The following is a 17,866-nucleotide window of genomic DNA, read 5'->3' as shown; positions in this document are numbered from 1 at the left end:
CGTTTTCGGGTGACCGTCTCTCGTCACAGGCTGTCAGAACAGGGCCTTTACGAAGGCGCATGCGGCCAGTAGCGAGGCGACCGTGCGCACATGGTTCCAGCGCGTCCAGTCGCCAATATAGGTGGACCATAGCTGCACCGACTCAGCGGAATGGCTGTCCACTTTATCGAGTGCGTCGTTCAGAGGCACATTGAAGACCATGGTCGAAAGAAAGCTCGCGACGATATAGAGCGCTGCACCCGTCAGCATCAGAACGCTGGTGCCGCCTCGCCAGTAAAGGATGGCCATCACTGCGATGAGGATCGAGAGCGCTGCCGTCAGCAGGAACAGCACGATGAAGGGCGAGCGCACGATCGTCGTGTTGATCGATTGCATCGCGGCAATCCCCTGATCGACGGGGAGGCGGGCGAAAGCCTGCATGATGAACGTCGAGAAGGCGAAATAGACGCCGGCGAGAAGCCCGCTGCTGAGCGCGGCGATGATGAGAGCGATATTCGTGATCGGAAAGGTCATGACTGAGCACTCCGGATGCCGGTTGCGGCGGTTTGTCGGGCATAATCGAAAAAATCTTTCGGCTGCCTGCAGAGGATCCGGCCGATGCCGTTCGTGACAGGCGAGTTGCGGCCGTCGAGACGCTCGACGACGCGGTCGCCGATTTTTCCCAATCCGCCGATGACGGCAATTGTCGAGATCTGCATTTCAAGCTCCTCCAGCATAAAATGTGATAAATTCTCTCATTTGCAAATGTGATAAACTCTCTTATATTGCTTGTCAACAGTGATGGGCAGGGAATGGAATGGCACGGGAACCGATAGCGAGACGCAGGCGCAGCAAGGACGAGGCGGGGACGCCGCGGCGCATACCCAGTCAGCAACGCGGTCGCGAACGCGTGGATCTGATCCTTTCTGTGGCATCCGAGCTGATTGCGAAAAACGGCAGCGATGCGTTGCGCATGGGTGAGATCGTCGAAAAGGCGGGTGTTTCCTTCGGCTCGCTCTACCAATATTTCCCCGACAAGACGGCGATCATCCGCGTGCTGGCCGAGCGCTTCAACGAGCAGGGCCGGCAATGCGTCGAAGACGAACTGGTGGCGATCCAAAGCCGCGATCATCTGCAGCCCGCTCTCGGCCGCATCGTCGATGGCTACTACGCCATGTTTCTGGAAGAGCCTGTCATGCGCGACATCTGGCACGCGACCCATGCCGACAAACTGCTGCAGCAGGTCGATGCCGAGGATATGGAATGGCACTCGCAGGCGTTTCTGACCGTCCTAAAACGCCTATGGCCGGAGCGCGACGACTCCGAACTTGCAAGAACAGCCCGATTGACTATGCAGCTTGTCGCGGCTGCGGTGCGCTATGCGATTTCGATCGAACGGGAGGAAGGCGACAAGGTCATCGCGCTGTTCAAGGCCATGCTCCCTGCCGATCTTGGAGCACTGCGCTGATTGCTTCCGGTCGCCCTGCAGACGGCAAGCGAGGGGATATCCGCAAAAGCTTTCATATGTCTGGAAACTCGGCCCGCTTGCTGCTATTGCCGCTGGAACATTAGCGCTCGCCAAGGAGGCCTTGCATGACCCAGATGATATTCACCGATCGCACTGTCATGGCCGAGCTGATGGCCAGGATGCTTTGGGAGATCAAGGCGGTCCACTTCAATGCCGACAAGCCCTACAAATTTGCGTCCGGCATGGCGAGCCCGGTCTATATCGATTGCCGAAAGCTGATCTCCTATCCGCGCATCCGCTCGACGGTCATGGATTTTGCAGCCAGCATCATCGTGCGCAACGTCGGTTTCGAGCAGTTCGATTGCGTCGCCGGCGGCGAGACGGCGGGCATTCCCTTCGCCGCCTTCCTGGCCGAGCGCCTGAACCTGCCGATGATCTATGTGCGCAAGCAGCCGAAGGGTCATGGTCGCAACGCCCAGATCGAAGGCGATATGAAGGACGGCGCACGCGTGCTCGTCATCGAGGATCTGACGACGGCCGGCGGCAGCATGTTCACCTTCATCGACGCGATCCGTGCAGCCGGCGGCATTGTCGATCATGGCATGGCGCTGTTCTATTACGGCATCTTCCCCGGGGCGGTCGAACGCTTTGCCAACCGGAAAGTCAGCCTGCAATACATCACGACGTGGCGCGAAGTGCTCGCCGTCGCCAAGGAGCAGAAGCTGTTCGACGACAAGACGCTCGAGGAAGTCGAGGCCTTTCTCAATGCGCCGCTCGCCTGGTCCGGCTGGAATGGCGGCATTTCGGAGCTGCCCACAAACTGACGCTTTGCTTTTGCATTGAATCTATCTAATCGATTTATGTAATGGACACGATGGACGCGCTCTTTGGGAGGCCGGAATGATTTTGTGCTGTGGCGAAGCTTTGATCGACATGCTGCCGCGGGATACGACGCTGGGTGAAAAGGGCTTTGCCCCCTATGCCGGCGGTGCGATCTTCAACACCGCGATCGCGCTCGGTCGCCTCGGCATTCCCACGGGCTTTTTCACCGGCATCGCCGATGACATGATGGGCGAAATCCTGCGCGACACGCTCTCGGCGTCCAAGGTCGATTTCAGCTATTGCGCCATCACACCCCGGCCGAGCACGATCGCCTTCGTCAAACTCGTCAACGGTCAGGCGACCTATGCCTTCTATGACGAAGGCACGGCTGGCCGCATGATCACCGAAGCGGATCTCCCGACGCTCGGCGATGATTGCGAAGCGCTGCACTTCGGCGCGATCAGCCTGATCCCCGATCCGTGTGGCGGAACCTACGAGGCGCTGATGAAGCGCGAGCATCAGAGCCGGGTCATCTCGCTCGACCCGAACATCCGCCCGGGCTTCATCAAGGACAAGGTAGCCCATATGGGCCGCATCAGCCGGATGGCTGCCATGTCCGACATTCTCAAATTCTCCGATGAGGATCTGGAATGGTTCGGCATTGCTGGGAATCACGATGAGCTGGCCGCCCATTGGCTTAACCAGGGCGCCAAGCTCGTCGTCATCACCAAGGGTGCGGAAGGCGCAACCGGCTACACCAAGTCGCTGAAAGTCTCGGTGCCAAGCGAGCGCGTCACCGTTGTCGATACCGTGGGTGCCGGCGATACCTTCGATGCCGGCATTCTGGCGTCGCTGAAGATGAACAACCTTTTGACCAAGGCGCAGGTGGCTTCGCTGAACGAAAAGGCGCTGCAGGATGCGCTGGCTCTGGGCGCGAAGGCTGCGGCCGTCACGGTCTCCCGCGCCGGAGCCAATCCACCCTGGGCGCATGAGATCGGGCTGTAATCCTTCATCGGCCTTGAGAGTGCGGAGAGGCCGTACCCCCCTCTGTCCCTATCGGGACATCTCCCCCACATGGGGGGAGATCATTGGGAGTTTGCCGCACATTCTGTGACGGGATGAAATTCTCTCAGAAACTTCGAGATTTGTTTGGTGCGAGAACGTGCCAAACCACCAATCTGCCCCATGTGGGGGAGATGTCACGATAGTGACAGAGGGGGGTATCTCACCCCGCATTCAGAGGGATGGGATAGGGCAGAACAAAATCCACCCCATCGCCCAAACCTTACTTCGCGCGGCTTGCCAACGCAGCCACCAGCCCTTGCGTCGAAGAATCGTGGCCGGCAGCACTTTCCTTGCCTTCGATAACCGGAAGCAGACCCGTTGCCAGTTCCTTGCCGAGTTCGACACCCCACTGGTCGAAGGAGTTGATGCGGAAGAGCACGCCTTCGACGAAGACGCGGTGTTCGTAGAGCGCGATCAGGCGACCGAGCGCAAAGGGCGTCAGCTTGTCATAGACGAAGGTGATCGACGGGCGGTTACCGGTGAAGACGCGGTGCGGCGCGATGAAATCGGCCTTTTTGTCGTCCATGCCTTTGGAGGTGAGCTGAGCCTTGGCTTCCTCGAAGGTGCGGCCCTTCATCAGTGCTTCCGACTGCGCCAGGCAATTGGCCATCAGTAGGTCGTGCTGGTGGCGCAGCTCCGGCTCGAAGCCGTTGGCGGCGATCATAAACTCGGCCGGGATGATGCTCGTGCCCTGGTGGATGAGCTGATAGAAGGCGTGCTGGCCGTTGGTGCCGGGCTCGCCCCAGACGACGGGACCGGAATTGCCCTCGACCGGGGTGCCGTCGATGGTAACGCCCTTGCCGTTCGATTCCATGTCCAGCTGCTGCAGGTAGGCCGGGAAGCGTGACAGGCGCTGATCATAGGGCAGGATCGCGCGCGTCGGATAGCCGAGCACGTTGCGGTGATAAAAGCCGATGAGGCCGAGCAGCATCGGCAGGTTTTCCTTGAAGGGAGCCTGGCGGAAATGGTTGTCCATCGCATGCGCGCCATCGAGGAACTTGCCGAAATTTTCCGGGCCGATCGCGATCATCAGCGGCAGGCCGATGGCAGACCAGATCGAGTAGCGGCCACCGACCCAATCCCAGAAGCCGAAGACGCGCTCGCTGTCGATGCCGAAGGCGGCGACCTTGTCGAGCGCCGTCGAAACGGCCGCGAAGTGATGCTGTACGGCAGCTTCGCCGAGCGCATCGGCGATGAACTTGCGCGCCGTCTGAGCGTTCGTCATCGTCTCGATGGTCGTGAAGGTCTTCGAAGCGACGATGAAGAGCGTCGTTTCCGGCTTAACGAGCTTCAGGATATCGGCGATATGGGCGCCGTCGATGTTGGAGATGAAATGCGAGCGCGGGCCGTCATGGAAGGGGGCGAGCGCCAGTGTCGCCATGACCGGGCCGAGATCGGAGCCGCCGATGCCGATATTGATAACATCGGTGATCGCCTTGCCCGTCGAGCCCTTCAGCGCGCCCGAGCGGATGCCATCGGCAAACTTGCCCATGGCGGCCAGAACCGCATTGACGTCAGGCATGACATCCTTGCCGTCGACCAGCACCGGCTTGTTCGAGCGGTTGCGCAGCGCGGTGTGCAGCACGGCGCGGTTTTCAGTGAAATTGATGGCGACGCCGGAGAACATTTCCTCGCGCTTGGCGGCGACGCCGCCCTCGGCTGCGAGCTTCTCGAGAAGGGCGAGGATATCGTCGTTAACAGCTGTCTTGGAGTAATCCATCAGCAGGTCGTCGAACGAGGCGCTGAAGCGGGAAAAGCGTTTCGGATCGGCGGCGAAGGCTGCGCGAATATCCGTGGCCTTCGTTGCCGATGCGGTGCTCTTCAGTTGATCGACGAGGGCGTTCATGGGAGGCTCCTTGCGGTTCGCGCTGCTGGCCTTCAAAACCGGGCCAAGCGCTTTGAGTTTGGTCGCGAAAACTATTCCCTATGTAGGGCGTAAATCAAGTTCACCTATCGCCCAAAACGAAAAAAGCCGCTCGTGAAACAAGCACGAGCGGCTTCCTGAATGACATGGAATCATGTCAGCCGCGCAACTCCTTGCGCAGGATCTTGCCGACATTCGATTTCGGCAGTTCGGTGCGGAACTCGATGAAGCGCGGGCGTTTGTAATTGGTAAGATTTTCAGCGCAGTGAGCCTTGACGTCGGCCTCGGTCAAAGCCGGGTCCTTCTTGACGATGAAGAGCTTCACCGCCTCGCCGGAATGCGGATCGGTCACGCCGATCGCAGCTGCCTCCAGAACGCCCGGATGCATGACGGCGACTTCCTCGATCTCGTTCGGATAGACGTTGAAGCCCGAGACCAGGATCATGTCCTTCTTGCGATCGACGATCTTGGTGTAGCCGCGCTCGTCCATGAAGCCCATGTCGCCGCTGCGGAAGAAGCCGTCCTCCGTCATGACGCGGGCGGTTTCGGCCGGCTGCTTCCAATAGCCTGCCATGACCTGGGGTCCACGGATGCAGATTTCGCCGACTTCGCCGAGCGGCAGTGAATTGCCGTTCTCGTCGCGAATGTCGAAATCGGTGCCCGTGATCGGCAGACCGATCGTGCCGGTGAATTCCGGGCTGTCGAAACGATTGGCGCTTGCGACCGGCGACGTCTCGGAAAGGCCATAGCCTTCGGTGATCCAGGCGCCGGTCATCTTCTGCCACCGTTCGGCGACGGGCCGCTGCACCGCCATGCCGCCGGCAAGCGTTGCCGTATTGGACAGGTCGAGCTTGCTGAACTCCGGATTGTTCATCAGCGCGTTGAACAGCGTGTTCAGGCCGGGGAACATGTCGAACTTGTATTTGCCGAGTTCCTTGATGAAGGCGGGTATGTCGCGCGGATTGGCAATCAGCACATTGTGGCCGCCGAGCGACATGCCCATCAGTGAATTCACCGTCAGCGCAAAGATATGATAGAGCGGCAGGGCGCAGACGAAGGTCAGCTGTTCCGGTCGCGGCTTATTGATATAGGCGGATTGCAGCCAGAGCAGCAATTGCAGCTGGTTGGCGAGCAGATTGGAATGCGTGAGGATCGCGCCCTTGGCAACGCCGGTCGTGCCGCCGGTATATTGCAGGAAGGCAATGTCGCTGCCGGTCAGTTCCGATAGCTTCAGGGGCAGACGCGAGCCCTCGGCGATCACGCTCTTGAAACTGCGATGGCCGGGAATGGACCAGGCCGGCACGAGCTTCTTCACCTTGCGGACGATCAGGTTGACGATGTGGCCCTTGACGCCCAGCATGTCGCCGAGCGCGGTGACGACCACATGGCGCACATCCGTATGGGCCAGAACCTGCTCGACCGTATGGGCGAAGTTTTCCAGAACGAAAATCGCCTTGGCGCCGCAATCGCGCAACTGGTGCTCGAGCTCGCGCGGCGTGTAGAGCGGGTTGACGTTGACGACGACGAGCCCTGCGCGAAGGATGCCGTAAACCGCGATCGGGTTTTGCAGCACGTTCGGCATCATGACGGCAACGCGATCGCCCTTCTGCAGGCCGAGGCTCTGCAGCCAGGCGGCGATCTTGCGCGTCTGCAGGTCGAGATCGCGATAGGTGATGGATTTGCCCATGCTGGTAAAGGCGGGTCTGTCGGCATAGCGCGCGCAGCTTTCCTCCAGCAGTTCGGCGAGCGAGGCATGCTCCAGCGGCGGCAGCTCCGCCGGTACGATATCCGGGTAAGACGCGAGCCATATTTTCTTGACCTGCGGTTTATCCGAAGGAGCGGAGACTGAATTCATGCGCATTTCCTCCTCTACGCACCATCACCACGCCCGGCCGTCATATGCGGCGGCTATGCAGAGTGTCATTGGACGATCAAAAAGTCTCCCGCTTTTCACATCGCCGTAGTGTTGCTCTCAATTAAATCATTGGAGCATCACGAAAGCTACAATAACCTTGACGTAAACGTCAATATTTGTTGCGTGCTCACGTTTTTTTACAATCCTGAAAAAAGTACTGGAACTTTTATGACAACGGAGCGTTAATAGCGCCATGGGCTTAGACCCATCGGAGCATCGTGCTGCCTCAAAGAGCAGATCGGACGCTCCATGGTTTATGTGACGCGTATCCAAAAGGAGGTGCGCATATGCATAAAGAGAGTGCCGATTTCTCGGGTCGTGACCTTTACATCAAGGACATGTCGATGCTGGTCGCCTGCGACCGCGTCGAAGGGTCCAGGGTATACGGCTCGGACGGCAAGCAGATTGGTCATATCGAGCGGCTGATGATGGAAAAAAGTGATGGACGCATCGCTTTCGTCATTCTGAGCTTCGGCGGTTTCTTCGGCATCGGCCAGGAGCACTACCGGCTGCCGTGGGAGAAGCTGCGCTACGATGCCCGCATTGACGGTTATCGCGTCAGCATGACCAAGAACGACATCGAAAAGGCGTGCCGCTTCGCTGCCAAGGACGATCACGACCATAAGAATCATGGCCACAAGGGCCACGATTATTTTGGTGTGCCTCCCTATTGGATGTGAACGCGCTGGCGGAACTGCCGGAATGCCCCGCCGAGGCGGGGCCGGCGCCTTGTTTGGGCTATTTGAACCGCCCAAGCCTTTGCACGACCTCGATCTTGTAACCATCGGGGTCGGTGACGAAGAACAGCAATGCAAAAAGCTTCCCATCACGATTGAGCTCGATGATGTTGCCCGGGGTGAGCCCGAGCTGGGTCATGCGTGCATGCTCGTCCTCCAATTCCGCAACGGAGACTGCAAGGTGGCCATAGGCATCCCCTTGCGCATAAGGCTCGATGCGGCCCTGGTTAACGGTCAATTCCAGTTCGAATCCGGTCTCGGCATTGCTCAGATAGACCAGGGTGAAGGTCTGGAAGGCAATGCGGTCGGCAACCTTGAGGCCGAAAGCCTTGTCGTAGAATTCGATCGAGCGCGCTTCGTCGAGCACGCGGATCATCGAGTGGATCATCTTGGCCATCGGCGTCTCCATAAATCGTCAGGGCATGTCATTGCAGCCAATGCCATCGGCAGCCGGTGAAGGCAAGCATGGGGAAACTCGCCATATCTCCAGTCGAGTATAGATCCAGGGTTTCCGGATTGCGATCGGTCTGCTTAACTCCCGGCGCTCAACTATGCGGTTCAAGGGGGAGAAACTATGTACTACGCCATTCTGGCCTATCACGAGGAAGGTATCGTCGAATCCTGGAGCAAGGAGGAGGATGCCGCGCTCATGACGGAGCTTTTGGAGATCAATGACCGCCTGGTCGCGCAGAAATCGCTGGGACCGGCCGCGCGTCTCGGATCGACCCAAAACGCCGTTACCTTGCGGGGGCCAGGCGCGGGAATGGTGATCGATGGGCCGTTTGCGGAAACGAAGGAGCAGTTGCTCGGTTTCTACGTCGTCGATTTTCCAACGATTGAAGGGGCAATCGAGGCAGCGCGTGAATTGCGCCGCGTCAATCCGACCGCCGTTTATGAAGTCAGACCGATTTCGCTCTATCTGCCCGGCGCATCCCTGCGGTCAGGCGAAGGCAATTGAGGGCAGGCTGTGATCGCCCTCAATCTCCGTGGGATTGGAGGCCGATCTTGCTCGTGACCGACCGTTCGATCATCTCCATGCCGTCATAGATCAGCACCGCCATCAGGCCGACAATCAGGCCACCCTGCAGGATGAAGGCGGTGTTGTCGTTGATGAGCCCTGCAATGATGACCTCGCCCAGTCCCTTGGCGGCAACGGTGGAGCCGATCGTCGCCGTGCCGATATTGATAACGGTTGCGATCTTCAGCCCCTCGATGATGAGGGGCAGGGCGAGCGGCAGCTCAACGCGGAAGAGGCGCTGCCAGCCGTTCATGCCCATGCCGTCGGCGGCATCGAGCACGGAGGCCGGCACCTGTTGCAGGCCCGCGACGGTGTTTTCGAAAATCGGCAGCAGCGCATAGAGAAACAGCGCGATGAATGTCGGGACGGCGCCGAAGCCGGTGGTCGAGATGGCAAGTGCCAGCACGGCAACGGGCGGGAAGGTCTGGCCGGCATTGGCGATCGCCCGCGACAGCGGCAGGAAATCGGCGCCGATCGGCCGCGTGACGAAGATACCGCCGAGCACCGCCAGAATGCCGCTCGCGGCGATCGAGACAAGGATCAGCTCGAGATGGCTGAGCGCCAGGCTCGGCAGGCTGTTCTGCGTATAGATCGGCGACGCTCCGAATTTGGTCAGCGGCGCAAGCACGGGCATCAGCCATTCCGGACGGAACAGCATGACTAGCAGCAAGGCCAGGGCCAGGACGCGAAAGAGATTGGCGGCCAGAAATCTCATGCTTTGCGGCCCAGCTCGATCAGGTGCTGGATCGAGATCGAGCCGACGGGCACCTTGCGCTCGTCTTCGACCGTCGCCTCGTCCGCGCCCTGCCAGATCAATTCCGCCAATGCGTCGCGCAGATTGAGGGTCTCCGGCAGGCGGTGCCCGAGGCCAGGCCGCGGCGGCTGCATGCTGTCCTTCAGCGGCAGCAGCGACATCAGCTTCAAGGCGCGATCGGAGGTGCCGGTCAACTGCTGCACGAAGGGATCGGCCGGCTCTGTCAGGATCTTCTCGGGCTCTGAGCATTGTAAGAGCTTGCCGCCGCTCATGACCGCGATCTTGTCGCCGAGATGAAAGGCTTCGTCCATATCATGGGTGACGAGGACGATGGTCGTGCCGAACTGCTTCTGAATGGCCAGCAGGTCGTCCTGTGCCTTGCCGCGGATGACCGGATCGAGCGCGCCGAAGGGCTCGTCCATCAACAGCAATTCCGGTTCGGCCGCAAGCGCGCGGGCGACGCCGACGCGTTGCTGCTGGCCACCGGAAAGCTGGCTCGGATATTTGCCTGCAAAGGTGCTGGGGTCGAGATGGAAGAGGTTGAGGAGCTCTTCAACACGGCTGTCGATGCGCGTCTTCTCCCAGCCGAGCAGCTCGGGGACGGTGGCGATATTCTGCGCGACCGTGCGATGCGGAAAAAGCCCGTGCCCCTGGATGGCATAGCCGATGCGGCGGCGAAGCTCGGTCGCCGGCACATTCATGATATCCTCGCCAGCAACGGAGATGTGGCCGGCCGATATCGGCACCAGCCGGTTGATCATGCGCATCAGCGTCGATTTGCCGGAGCCGGAGGTGCCGACGATGACGGTGATCGTGCCCTTCTCCATGCTCATGCTGACATCGTCGACCACGGTGGCGTTGCCATAACGCTTGGTGACGCCCTTGAGCTCGATCATGTTGGTCATGCGCGTTGTCCCCGGATGCTGTCGATGACCGCATCGAGGATGACGGCCGATGAGAAGGCGAGAAAGACCGTCGGCACGGCGCCGAGCAGAACGAGGTCGTTCGCCGTCTGGCCGATACCCTGGAAGATGAAGAGGCCGAAGCCGCCGCCGCCGATGAGGGCTGCGACCGTCACCAGCCCGATCGCCTGCACCAGCACGATCCGTATGCCGGTGAGGATGACCGGAAAGGCAAGCGGCAGGTCGATGCCGGTCAGGATCTGCCGGCGCGTCAGCCCCATGCCGGCAGCGGAATCGCGCACTGAGGGATCGACGCCGGCAAGACCGACGACGGTATTGGCAACGATCGGCAGCAGCGAATAGATGATAAGCGCCACCAGCGCCGGCGCCACGCCGATACCCTGAATGCCGATAGCAGCGGCGAAGGGCACATGGGCGGCGATATAGCCGAGCGGCAGCATGAGGATGCCGAACAGCGCCAGGCTCGGAATGGTCTGCACCAGGCTCAACGCCCGCAGCACCACGGCGCGGAGGCGCGGCTGCCAGTAGCAAAAGATACCGAGCGGCAGCGCAAGCACGATGGCGATGGCGACGGAGCCGAGGGAAAGAAAGACGTGACGCAGCGCTTCATGCCAGAACTTGTCGGCGTTGTTGGCGTATTCCTTCATGATCGAAAGATTGTCCAGCAGGCCGGAGCGCAGGACGACGGCAAGCAGCGCGGCATAAACAGCAAGCGCTGCCACCCGCAGCCAAGGCGTTAGCCGCAGCTTGACCAGCGCGTCCGAAATCATCAACCCGACGACCCCAAGCAGCACCCAGAAGGATCCGCCGGGCGTAATTCGTGCCACAGTGCTGCCTGCGGGGGTTGCGACGGTCGAGACGAGGCCGAGCGTGACGATCAGCGCAGTGATCGCAAGCGTGGCTATGCCAAGACGGATCACCTGATTGCGAAGGAAAAGCGCGGCAAGCGCCGCGGCAGCGAGAAGGGCGATCAGCATCAGCGCTGTCGGCTGGGCAATGAGCTGCGTCAGCAGTTGTGGCTTGCCCGCGGCGATGCGGTTTGCCTTGACGATGATGAATGGCATCCAGGCCATTGCCAGCCCGCCGCCGGCCACCAATACCACTCCGAGACGGTCCACTCTGCGGACCGCTAGCGCATCTTCCATCAGGCAAGCTCCGTCAGCGCATGAGCCCAGAATTCAAGGCGGGTTCGGACAAGATCATGCCCAATCGAAACCCGGCGGCTTCACTCTATCAAAAATGAAGCCGCCAGAGCAGCGTCAATGCCTTACTTCAGAAAGCCATTGTCCTTGAGGTAGGATTCGGCAACAGCCTTCGCCGGCTCGCCATCGACCTGGATGCGGCCGTTGAGCTTGCGCAGCACGTCAGCAGTCAGGCCCTTGAAGATCGGCGCCAAAACTTCTTCGATCTTCGGATTGGCCTTCAGCACGGCCTCACGGATGATCGGCGTCGGCGCATAGACCGGCTGCACGCTCTTGTCGTCCTCAAGGACAGTCAGTTCGGCGGCTTCGATGGCGCCGTCGGTACCGTAGACCATCGCGGTGTTAACGCCGTTGGTCTGGTCGGCCGCAGCTTTGATGGTCGCCGCAGTATCGCCGCCAGAAAGCACGACTTCCTGATCCGGCTTCAGCTTGAAGCTGTAGGTGGTTTCGAAGGCAGGCAGGGCCGCCGGCGAATTGACGAACTCCGAAGAAGCCGCGATCTTGATCGGGCCGCCGCCGGCGACCCACTTGCCGAAGTCCGACATGGTCTTCAGCTTGGCTGGGCCGGCGACATCGTTGCGCACGGCGATCGCCCAGGTGTTGTTGGCAGGCGACGGTGTCAACCAGACGATTTTGTTGGCGTCATAATCGAGCTTCTTGGCCAGATCATAGCCCTGCTGCAGGTTCTTCCAGGCGGCATCGTCGGCCTTGTTGAAGAAGAAGCCGGCATTGCCGGTATATTCGGCATAGATGTCGATCTCGCCTGCTGTGAGCGCCTTGCGTACGACCGGCGTCGTGCCGAGCGCGATGCGATCCTGCGCCTTGATGCCGTTGGCGTTGAGCGCCGCGAGGATGATGTTGCCGAGCAGCGTGCCTTCGGTGTCGATCTTCGAGGAGACGACGACGTCGGCGGCGCTGGCGCCGCTGGCAAGGAGGGCCGTCAGCGTGGCGGCAAGTGCAAGCTTCTTGAACATGATGTTTCCCTTTGTACCCCGTTAAATCGTTTTGCTGCTTGCCCGCGGCGCCTTGAAGGGCCGCAGTCCGGGCAGGCAGGCTTGGAGCGGGCCGGCGGCCCACAAGCGAATTTATGGCTACTTCAGGCAGCTAGCGCTCATCGCGGAAAAGTCGATGCGCTTCCGATACCCGTTGCAGTCGCGCGATTATGACGAGCGTACTCGACATTCGCGCGAAATTGGATTTCTTTTTTCGGGGGCAAGTGCGTTTGTTTTTGTTCCCCTTACCCGTTTGGCGCTGTTCCGATCTCATTTTGCGGCTGGATCAGTGGGGCGACAAAGAAACGATAGCTGTCGCTTTTCGGCTTAGGGATATCTTTTTTTGAGAACACGTCATATTGTCGGGATATCGTTGATATTGCTGCGGTCGAGCCAGGATACGCGCCGCGGCTGAGAGGGATCTGATTTGTATCTCGGCGCATTGTTCATAGCCGACATGGTGTTCTCCGTCGGCTCGGTGAGGGAGACCGCGCGGCGGCTATCTTTTTCGGCATCGACCGTCTCCGGTGCCCTGCGCCGGCTCGAAACGGAGCTTGCCATGAAGCTTGTCGAGCGTGCCTCCGGTGAGCTTGCGACCCTTCTGGCGAGTTCCAAGGTTCAGAAAGGGCTGCAGCCTATTCTCGCCGGCATGCGCCAGCTTTCGACCCTGATGAAGGAACCGCCGGCTCCAAAGGACTACGACCAATGGGCCGCACGCCTGCCGCTGAAGATCGCCACCATCGAACGCTTCCTTGAGGTTGCCGATCAGGGCAGCATCAATCGCGCCGCCCGCCGCCTTAGATTGGGTCAGCCGCAACTCTCTTTGCAGATTGCCAATCTGGAGGAACTGTTCGGCTGCCGCCTGTTCGCCCGGCAGGCGCAGGGTTCCGTGCTGACGGAGGCCGGACAGGAGGTTCATGCTATCCTCTCCGCCATTGCGCAGGCCTGGGACGAGATGAAAGCGGCGGCGGACGAGCGCTTTCAGCGCACTGCGCGCGCGGTCCGCATCGGCTCGATCATTCCCACAGGCTCGGAAAGCTGGGTGGCGCGCTCGCTGGCGAGCCTGGTATCGCGCTGGAACATCGGCGGTAACAGCAACATGCTGTCGCTGTTGCTGATGACAGCCGATGATCTGCGCGAGGCGCTTCGGTCCGGCCGCATCGATGTCGCCATCGTCGATTCCGTCTTCGGCCTCGACGCCTTCGAACATGTGGAACTGGTCGCCACGGACATGGTGGCGATCGCCCCGCCCGACAGCACGGAGCAGACCTTCGCCGCGCTCATGGAAAACCATCCGCTCTGCGTGCCGAGCCCGCGCACCGGCATCGGCAATGCCGCGACGGCCTTCGGTTACGACAGCCGCGACCGCCGCCGGTTTCGCGGCCGCGACATCACCTCGGCCGATTCCCTGCCCGTCATCGTCGATCTCGTCGCCAATCACGGCTATGTGTCGTTCCTCGGCCGCGTCAGCGCGCTTCCGATCGCCGACAAGGTCCGCATCGTCGATCCCGATGAGATTTTGCCGCTGTCCTATCACCTCGCCCATAATGGCCGTAAAGCCTCGATTGAAGCGTGCCGGCTGATCCAGCAGGCGGTTCGCGAACTGGTTGGAGAGATGGGGACGACACGAAAGCGCTCGTCATCCCGCGGCTAGCGGAACAAATGCGGCATCTTCGCGTTTAGGTCGGTTAGGTTAGTCCGGGCGTACGCAGCCGGGGGGCGCGTTCGGCACCCAAGGAGAAACCATACATGAAAATTCTTGCAACGGCGCTTGTCGCATTCGGCATTATTGTTCTGCCCGCTACCTATGCCGAGGCGCGTGATCATCACCATCACCGCTGGCATCAGCACCATCATCGCGACTATCGCCCTCATCATCATGGCTGGCATCGCCATGAAGGCTGGCGGCATGGCCACGGCCATCATCGCTGGCACAGCAAGCCGCATTTCTCGCATGCCTGACCGCTACGGACAGGCATCAAAGCGGCGCCTTCGGGCGCCGTTTTTTTGGCCACTGGCCAATTGCGTCCTTCTTCTTCCGGCCTGCTAATATCGGTTGAAGCGCACCGGCCGATGAGCCTGCGATCGTGATCAGGCGGGTCCGATGGCGATGTCGCGAAAACGCCTGCTCCTCAAGGGATAGCGGAACTTTCGAAGGCGCTATTGCGTTTATTATATCGTCCGGAGGACGCAAGTAATCCGAGTAGCGTTTACGTCCGGCATTCAAGGAGGCTGGAAATGAAAATTCTGGCAACAGCGCTGATTGCGCTAGGTATGGTCGTGTTGCCGGCAACCTATGCCGAAGCGCGTCCTCATCATCATGGACACCACCATCGGGTGTTCGTCCATCGGTATTATCATCACCACTACTATTACCGCCATCACTACTATCGCCCATATTACGGCTATTACGCGCCTTATTATGGCTATGACCGACCCTATTACGGCTATTACCAGCCCTACTATCCCTTGGGCGTATTCGGCGTTTTCGGGGGCTATGGTGGCTATCACCATCACCACGGTTGGTATGGCGGGCGCGGATACCATCATGGCTGGTATGCCGGCGGTCATCACGGATGGCATGGCGGCGGCGGCCATTGGCGCTATTATAGCGAGCCGCATTTCTCGCATAACTGAGGGTCTGTCCGATAGCAGAACGGCGCCTTTCGGCGCCGTGTCAGGATGAGTTTATAAGCTGTCCGGCAGTGTTGGTTCACGCCGGGTTCAGGACGTGAACGGCGCGATCGGCCATCAAATGCTTCACCGTCTCGCCGTAGGCGGCCATATGCGCGGAGGCGGCATGCGCCTTCAGCGCCGCCAGGCTCTCCCATTTCTCGACCACGACGAAGGTGTCAGGCCCAAAAGCTGGATCGGCCCCTTCGACATCCACAACGGCGGTATATTCGATGCAGCCGTCTTCGGCGTGAACGGCCGGAACATTCGCCTGGAAGGCTTTAAGCACTTCGGCGCGCTTGCCGGGATGGGCGGTAAGGATGGCGAGTACGTGAATCATGGACATGTCCTTGGCAAGATAGCTATACGAATGAAACGAGCGGACGCTGCCGAATGCGCGGCCGGTTCACCATTATCACGGAAAGACGGGAGCCGAATGCCGAACGTCCATTTTAATCGCGCTTCGAATCCCGCCGCTTCCGGCAGGTTTACATCCGATTGATGTATTTCGGATCAAGCGATCCGCTCAGGAGGTGGCTGACTGCAAGGAGATTGCCCTGCAGGCGACCGCGCCGGTCGATATAAGGCGGTGGGCTGACCGAGCCAACGACATTCGAGGCGATATTGCCGCCCATCAGCTTTAGCGCCCATTTCAGCGATACCGAGCGCTTCCTGACGAGATAGAGCGGATTGGCGACCTGGGAGTACCCAAGGCGCAGGCCCGATGTGCGGCCGGTCTTGACGCCGAGATGGACGCCACGCAGGCGATTGAACTTGACGATCTTGCCGAAAGGACGCAGCCGCCGGCACAGATCGACATCTTCCTGCCAGGCGTAGAGCGGCAGATCCTCGTCGAAATAGATACCATTTGCCAGCATCGCTTTTCGGCGGAAGATCATGTTGCAGCCGTAAGCGTTATGCGTGGCCTCGATCGTCGGTGCTGGAAAGGGAGTGGCATCGGCTGCGAGTGCGGCATCCGCTTCGTCCGCCGTCAGGCCTGGGCCAAGGATACCGTCACGAACGACTTCGCCAGTCGCCACGACAATATCTTCATCCGCCTCGAATAGGGCTTCCGTCTCGGCAAGATAGTTCGTTGCCGGGAAGAAATCGTCATCGAAGAAGACGACGACATCTATGCCGACAGCTGCATCGATGATGGCATTGCGCTGCGGGCAGCTTCCCTGTGGCGAGGAGAGGATCGTCACCGGAAACGGCGCTGAGCTCAAGCGCGCCATGTCGATATCGTCATCCTTGGTCGGGCAGAGGAAGAGGTGATCCGGCTTGCGGGCCTGTGTCGCGAGCCTGTCGATCATTGAGGCGAGGATCGCCTTGCGACCGCATGTCGCCACGCCAACGGCAATTTTCATGATGCACCCCCCAGAATATGATCTCGAGGCGCACGGAACCACCAAAAGCTGAATGTTTGGTTGTGTTAATCGCGTGCATTCAACGGATCGCGCGCGAAAGGCGTTTCATTATCAGCGGCCGGTCCGCTACATCTGTCGACGGAGCGTTTCGAACGAGCGCATCCGTCTCGTAGGTCGGCATTCGTGATCGGCTCGAATGCGTGACACAAGCCATGAATGCCGAAACTTGCAGCATCTACGGTTCTGAAACAGGTCGCCGCGCCGTTCGTTGCCGGATGAGAAATGACCGCATCGGCCGACATCGTCGGCTTGGCAGTTGCTCACGTGGGTTTTAAAGGCGCGGATCATGGAATCGATAAGCTCAATCGTCGAAGATGAATATGTCGCCTTCCTGCAAAGCCGCGATGAAAGCCTCTCTGGCTTTCTCGGCATCAAGCTTGCCCTCATGTGCATCCAACAGCGCTTTTCTGGCGACCCTGTAGGCTTGTCCGTCCTCAAGCGTCGGCCACTCCTTCGCCATGTATTCCGTGGCGCGTTCCGCATTCGATATCACCAGCCGGTCGCCCGTCTTGCGGGTCTCGACGATTACGGGTTTGCTCCACCATTGCGCCATGGAAGTTTCTCCTTCCGCGATCAACGTGCCGTTGGCCGGAATGTTCCCGGAGGCACGCCGGGCGAATCCGCACCCTCACGACAACAAGGGAATTCCTGCTTCGGCCGCTGCGGCAATAAAGGCGACGCGCGCTTCTTCCGGCGCTCGCCTGCCGCGTTGGACGTCGATGCAGATAAGCAATGCCGACAGAAAGCAGTCACCTTCCTCCGAAGGCCAGTCATCGAGAAGCGTCTTCCATACTTCCTCCACCGTACCGACGGATTTCGTTTCACCAGATCCGCAGCGAAAGATGCGGATCGGAGGGAAGTGTGGCACGATGTTCATGGTCGAAGACTCCGCCTTGGCGCAGCCGTTTTGGACCTTCTGCCATTGGAGATGCATTTAACTTTGTTAATCCGCCGGCGCCCTTTTAGGCGTTCCGCAATCAATCTCTGGCCCTAAGCGGGAAAATCGGGCTTGGACACAAAGTTCCGT

General features: G+C 59.9%; 21 protein-coding genes. 8 read left to right on the top strand and 13 right to left on the bottom strand.

Annotated features, from left to right (window positions below):
• Positions 1–33: 33 nt before the first annotated feature.
• Together AC13QE_RS14485 and AC13QE_RS14480 are read right to left on the bottom strand one after the other, a co-directional pair.
• Positions 34–513: an anthrone oxygenase family protein gene (locus tag AC13QE_RS14485; protein WP_488484188.1), complete on the bottom strand. Its 480-nt coding sequence runs from the start codon at positions 511–513 to the stop codon at positions 34–36.
• The gene (locus AC13QE_RS14480) at positions 510–698 is read right to left on the bottom strand and encodes a hypothetical protein (RefSeq protein WP_488484187.1); all 189 of its coding nucleotides are present in this window, start codon (positions 696–698) and stop codon (positions 510–512) included. Before AC13QE_RS14480 ends, AC13QE_RS14485 begins: the two co-directional genes overlap by 4 nt.
• Before the next feature lie 98 nt (positions 699–796).
• Here AC13QE_RS14480 and AC13QE_RS14475 point away from each other — a divergent pair, with 98 nt between their 5' ends.
• From AC13QE_RS14475 to AC13QE_RS14465, 3 genes are all read left to right on the top strand, one after another.
• On the top strand, positions 797–1,447 hold the full coding sequence (locus AC13QE_RS14475) for a TetR/AcrR family transcriptional regulator (protein ID WP_488484186.1): 651 nt from the start codon (positions 797–799) through the stop codon (positions 1,445–1,447).
• 125 nt (positions 1,448–1,572) lie between these two features.
• The gene (locus AC13QE_RS14470; RefSeq protein WP_488484185.1) at positions 1,573–2,271 is read left to right on the top strand and encodes an orotate phosphoribosyltransferase; all 699 of its coding nucleotides are present in this window, start codon (positions 1,573–1,575) and stop codon (positions 2,269–2,271) included.
• 76 nt (positions 2,272–2,347) lie between these two features.
• Positions 2,348–3,274: a carbohydrate kinase family protein gene (locus AC13QE_RS14465; protein ID WP_488484184.1), complete on the top strand. Its 927-nt coding sequence runs from the start codon at positions 2,348–2,350 to the stop codon at positions 3,272–3,274.
• A 280-nt stretch (positions 3,275–3,554) separates the two neighbouring features.
• Here the strand turns inward: AC13QE_RS14465 and pgi are convergent, their stop codons facing one another.
• Together pgi and AC13QE_RS14455 are read right to left on the bottom strand one after the other, a co-directional pair.
• Positions 3,555–5,180, bottom strand: coding sequence for a glucose-6-phosphate isomerase (pgi, locus tag AC13QE_RS14460; protein ID WP_183713215.1), 1,626 nt, complete (start codon positions 5,178–5,180; stop codon positions 3,555–3,557).
• 175 nt (positions 5,181–5,355) lie between these two features.
• A complete protein-coding gene (locus AC13QE_RS14455; protein WP_488484183.1) occupies positions 5,356–7,053 on the bottom strand; it encodes a long-chain-fatty-acid--CoA ligase in 1,698 nt (565 codons plus the stop codon).
• Between the two features lie 347 nt (positions 7,054–7,400).
• On the opposite strand from AC13QE_RS14455, the gene AC13QE_RS14450 reads away from it, so the two are divergent.
• Positions 7,401–7,793: a PRC-barrel domain-containing protein gene (locus AC13QE_RS14450; protein ID WP_183713212.1), complete on the top strand. Its 393-nt coding sequence runs from the start codon at positions 7,401–7,403 to the stop codon at positions 7,791–7,793.
• Between the two features lie 58 nt (positions 7,794–7,851).
• Here the strand turns inward: AC13QE_RS14450 and AC13QE_RS14445 are convergent, their stop codons facing one another.
• On the bottom strand, positions 7,852–8,247 hold the full coding sequence (locus AC13QE_RS14445; RefSeq protein ID WP_488484182.1) for a VOC family protein: 396 nt from the start codon (positions 8,245–8,247) through the stop codon (positions 7,852–7,854).
• Positions 8,248–8,424: 177 nt separating this feature from the next.
• On the opposite strand from AC13QE_RS14445, the gene AC13QE_RS14440 reads away from it, so the two are divergent.
• Positions 8,425–8,808 carry a YciI family protein gene (locus tag AC13QE_RS14440; protein ID WP_132715739.1) on the top strand — a complete coding sequence of 128 codons (384 nt, stop codon included), beginning with the start codon at positions 8,425–8,427 and terminating at the stop codon, positions 8,806–8,808.
• Positions 8,809–8,827: 19 nt separating this feature from the next.
• Here AC13QE_RS14440 and AC13QE_RS14435 read toward each other — a convergent pair whose 3' ends face one another.
• The 4 genes from AC13QE_RS14435 to osmF form a co-directional block, all read right to left on the bottom strand.
• Entirely contained in the window at positions 8,828–9,583 is a 756-nt protein-coding gene (locus tag AC13QE_RS14435) for an ABC transporter permease (RefSeq protein WP_488484181.1), read from the bottom strand.
• A complete protein-coding gene (locus AC13QE_RS14430; RefSeq protein WP_488484354.1) occupies positions 9,580–10,518 on the bottom strand; it encodes an ABC transporter ATP-binding protein in 939 nt (312 codons plus the stop codon). Before AC13QE_RS14430 ends, AC13QE_RS14435 begins: the two co-directional genes overlap by 4 nt.
• 5 nt (positions 10,519–10,523) lie before the next feature.
• Positions 10,524–11,690: an ABC transporter permease gene (locus tag AC13QE_RS14425; RefSeq protein ID WP_488484180.1), complete on the bottom strand. Its 1,167-nt coding sequence runs from the start codon at positions 11,688–11,690 to the stop codon at positions 10,524–10,526.
• Positions 11,691–11,812: 122 nt separating this feature from the next.
• On the bottom strand, positions 11,813–12,721 hold the full coding sequence (osmF, locus tag AC13QE_RS14420; RefSeq protein WP_132715743.1) for a glycine betaine ABC transporter substrate-binding protein OsmF: 909 nt from the start codon (positions 12,719–12,721) through the stop codon (positions 11,813–11,815).
• Between the two features lie 445 nt (positions 12,722–13,166).
• Between osmF and AC13QE_RS14415 the strand changes: the two genes are divergently transcribed.
• The 3 genes from AC13QE_RS14415 (at position 13,167) to AC13QE_RS14405 (ending at position 15,376) form a co-directional block, all read left to right on the top strand.
• Entirely contained in the window at positions 13,167–14,393 is a 1,227-nt protein-coding gene (locus tag AC13QE_RS14415) for a LysR family transcriptional regulator (protein WP_488484179.1), read from the top strand.
• A gap of 95 nt (positions 14,394–14,488) precedes the next feature.
• Positions 14,489–14,701, top strand: coding sequence for a hypothetical protein (locus AC13QE_RS14410; RefSeq protein WP_132715745.1), 213 nt, complete (start codon positions 14,489–14,491; stop codon positions 14,699–14,701).
• 276 nt (positions 14,702–14,977) lie between these two features.
• A complete protein-coding gene (locus AC13QE_RS14405; RefSeq protein WP_132715746.1) occupies positions 14,978–15,376 on the top strand; it encodes a hypothetical protein in 399 nt (132 codons plus the stop codon).
• Between the two features lie 76 nt (positions 15,377–15,452).
• Here AC13QE_RS14405 and AC13QE_RS14400 read toward each other — a convergent pair whose 3' ends face one another.
• From AC13QE_RS14400 to AC13QE_RS14385, 4 genes are all read right to left on the bottom strand, one after another.
• The gene (locus tag AC13QE_RS14400) at positions 15,453–15,752 is read right to left on the bottom strand and encodes a putative quinol monooxygenase (RefSeq protein ID WP_488484178.1); all 300 of its coding nucleotides are present in this window, start codon (positions 15,750–15,752) and stop codon (positions 15,453–15,455) included.
• 148 nt (positions 15,753–15,900) lie between these two features.
• Positions 15,901–16,779: a glycosyltransferase family 2 protein gene (locus tag AC13QE_RS14395; RefSeq protein ID WP_132715748.1), complete on the bottom strand. Its 879-nt coding sequence runs from the start codon at positions 16,777–16,779 to the stop codon at positions 15,901–15,903.
• Between the two features lie 361 nt (positions 16,780–17,140).
• Complete coding sequence (locus AC13QE_RS14390; protein WP_132715749.1) at positions 17,141–17,392, bottom strand: DUF982 domain-containing protein; 252 nt, start codon at positions 17,390–17,392, stop codon at positions 17,141–17,143.
• A 75-nt stretch (positions 17,393–17,467) separates the two neighbouring features.
• Complete coding sequence (locus tag AC13QE_RS14385; RefSeq protein WP_112607995.1) at positions 17,468–17,716, bottom strand: DUF982 domain-containing protein; 249 nt, start codon at positions 17,714–17,716, stop codon at positions 17,468–17,470.
• Positions 17,717–17,866: the final 150 nt, after the last annotated feature.

The sequence above is a fragment of the Martinezella sp. CNPSo 3957 genome, assembly GCF_057784395.1.
Note: the sequence above shows the minus strand (reverse complement) of the source record. Positions and strands in the feature narration are given on the sequence as shown.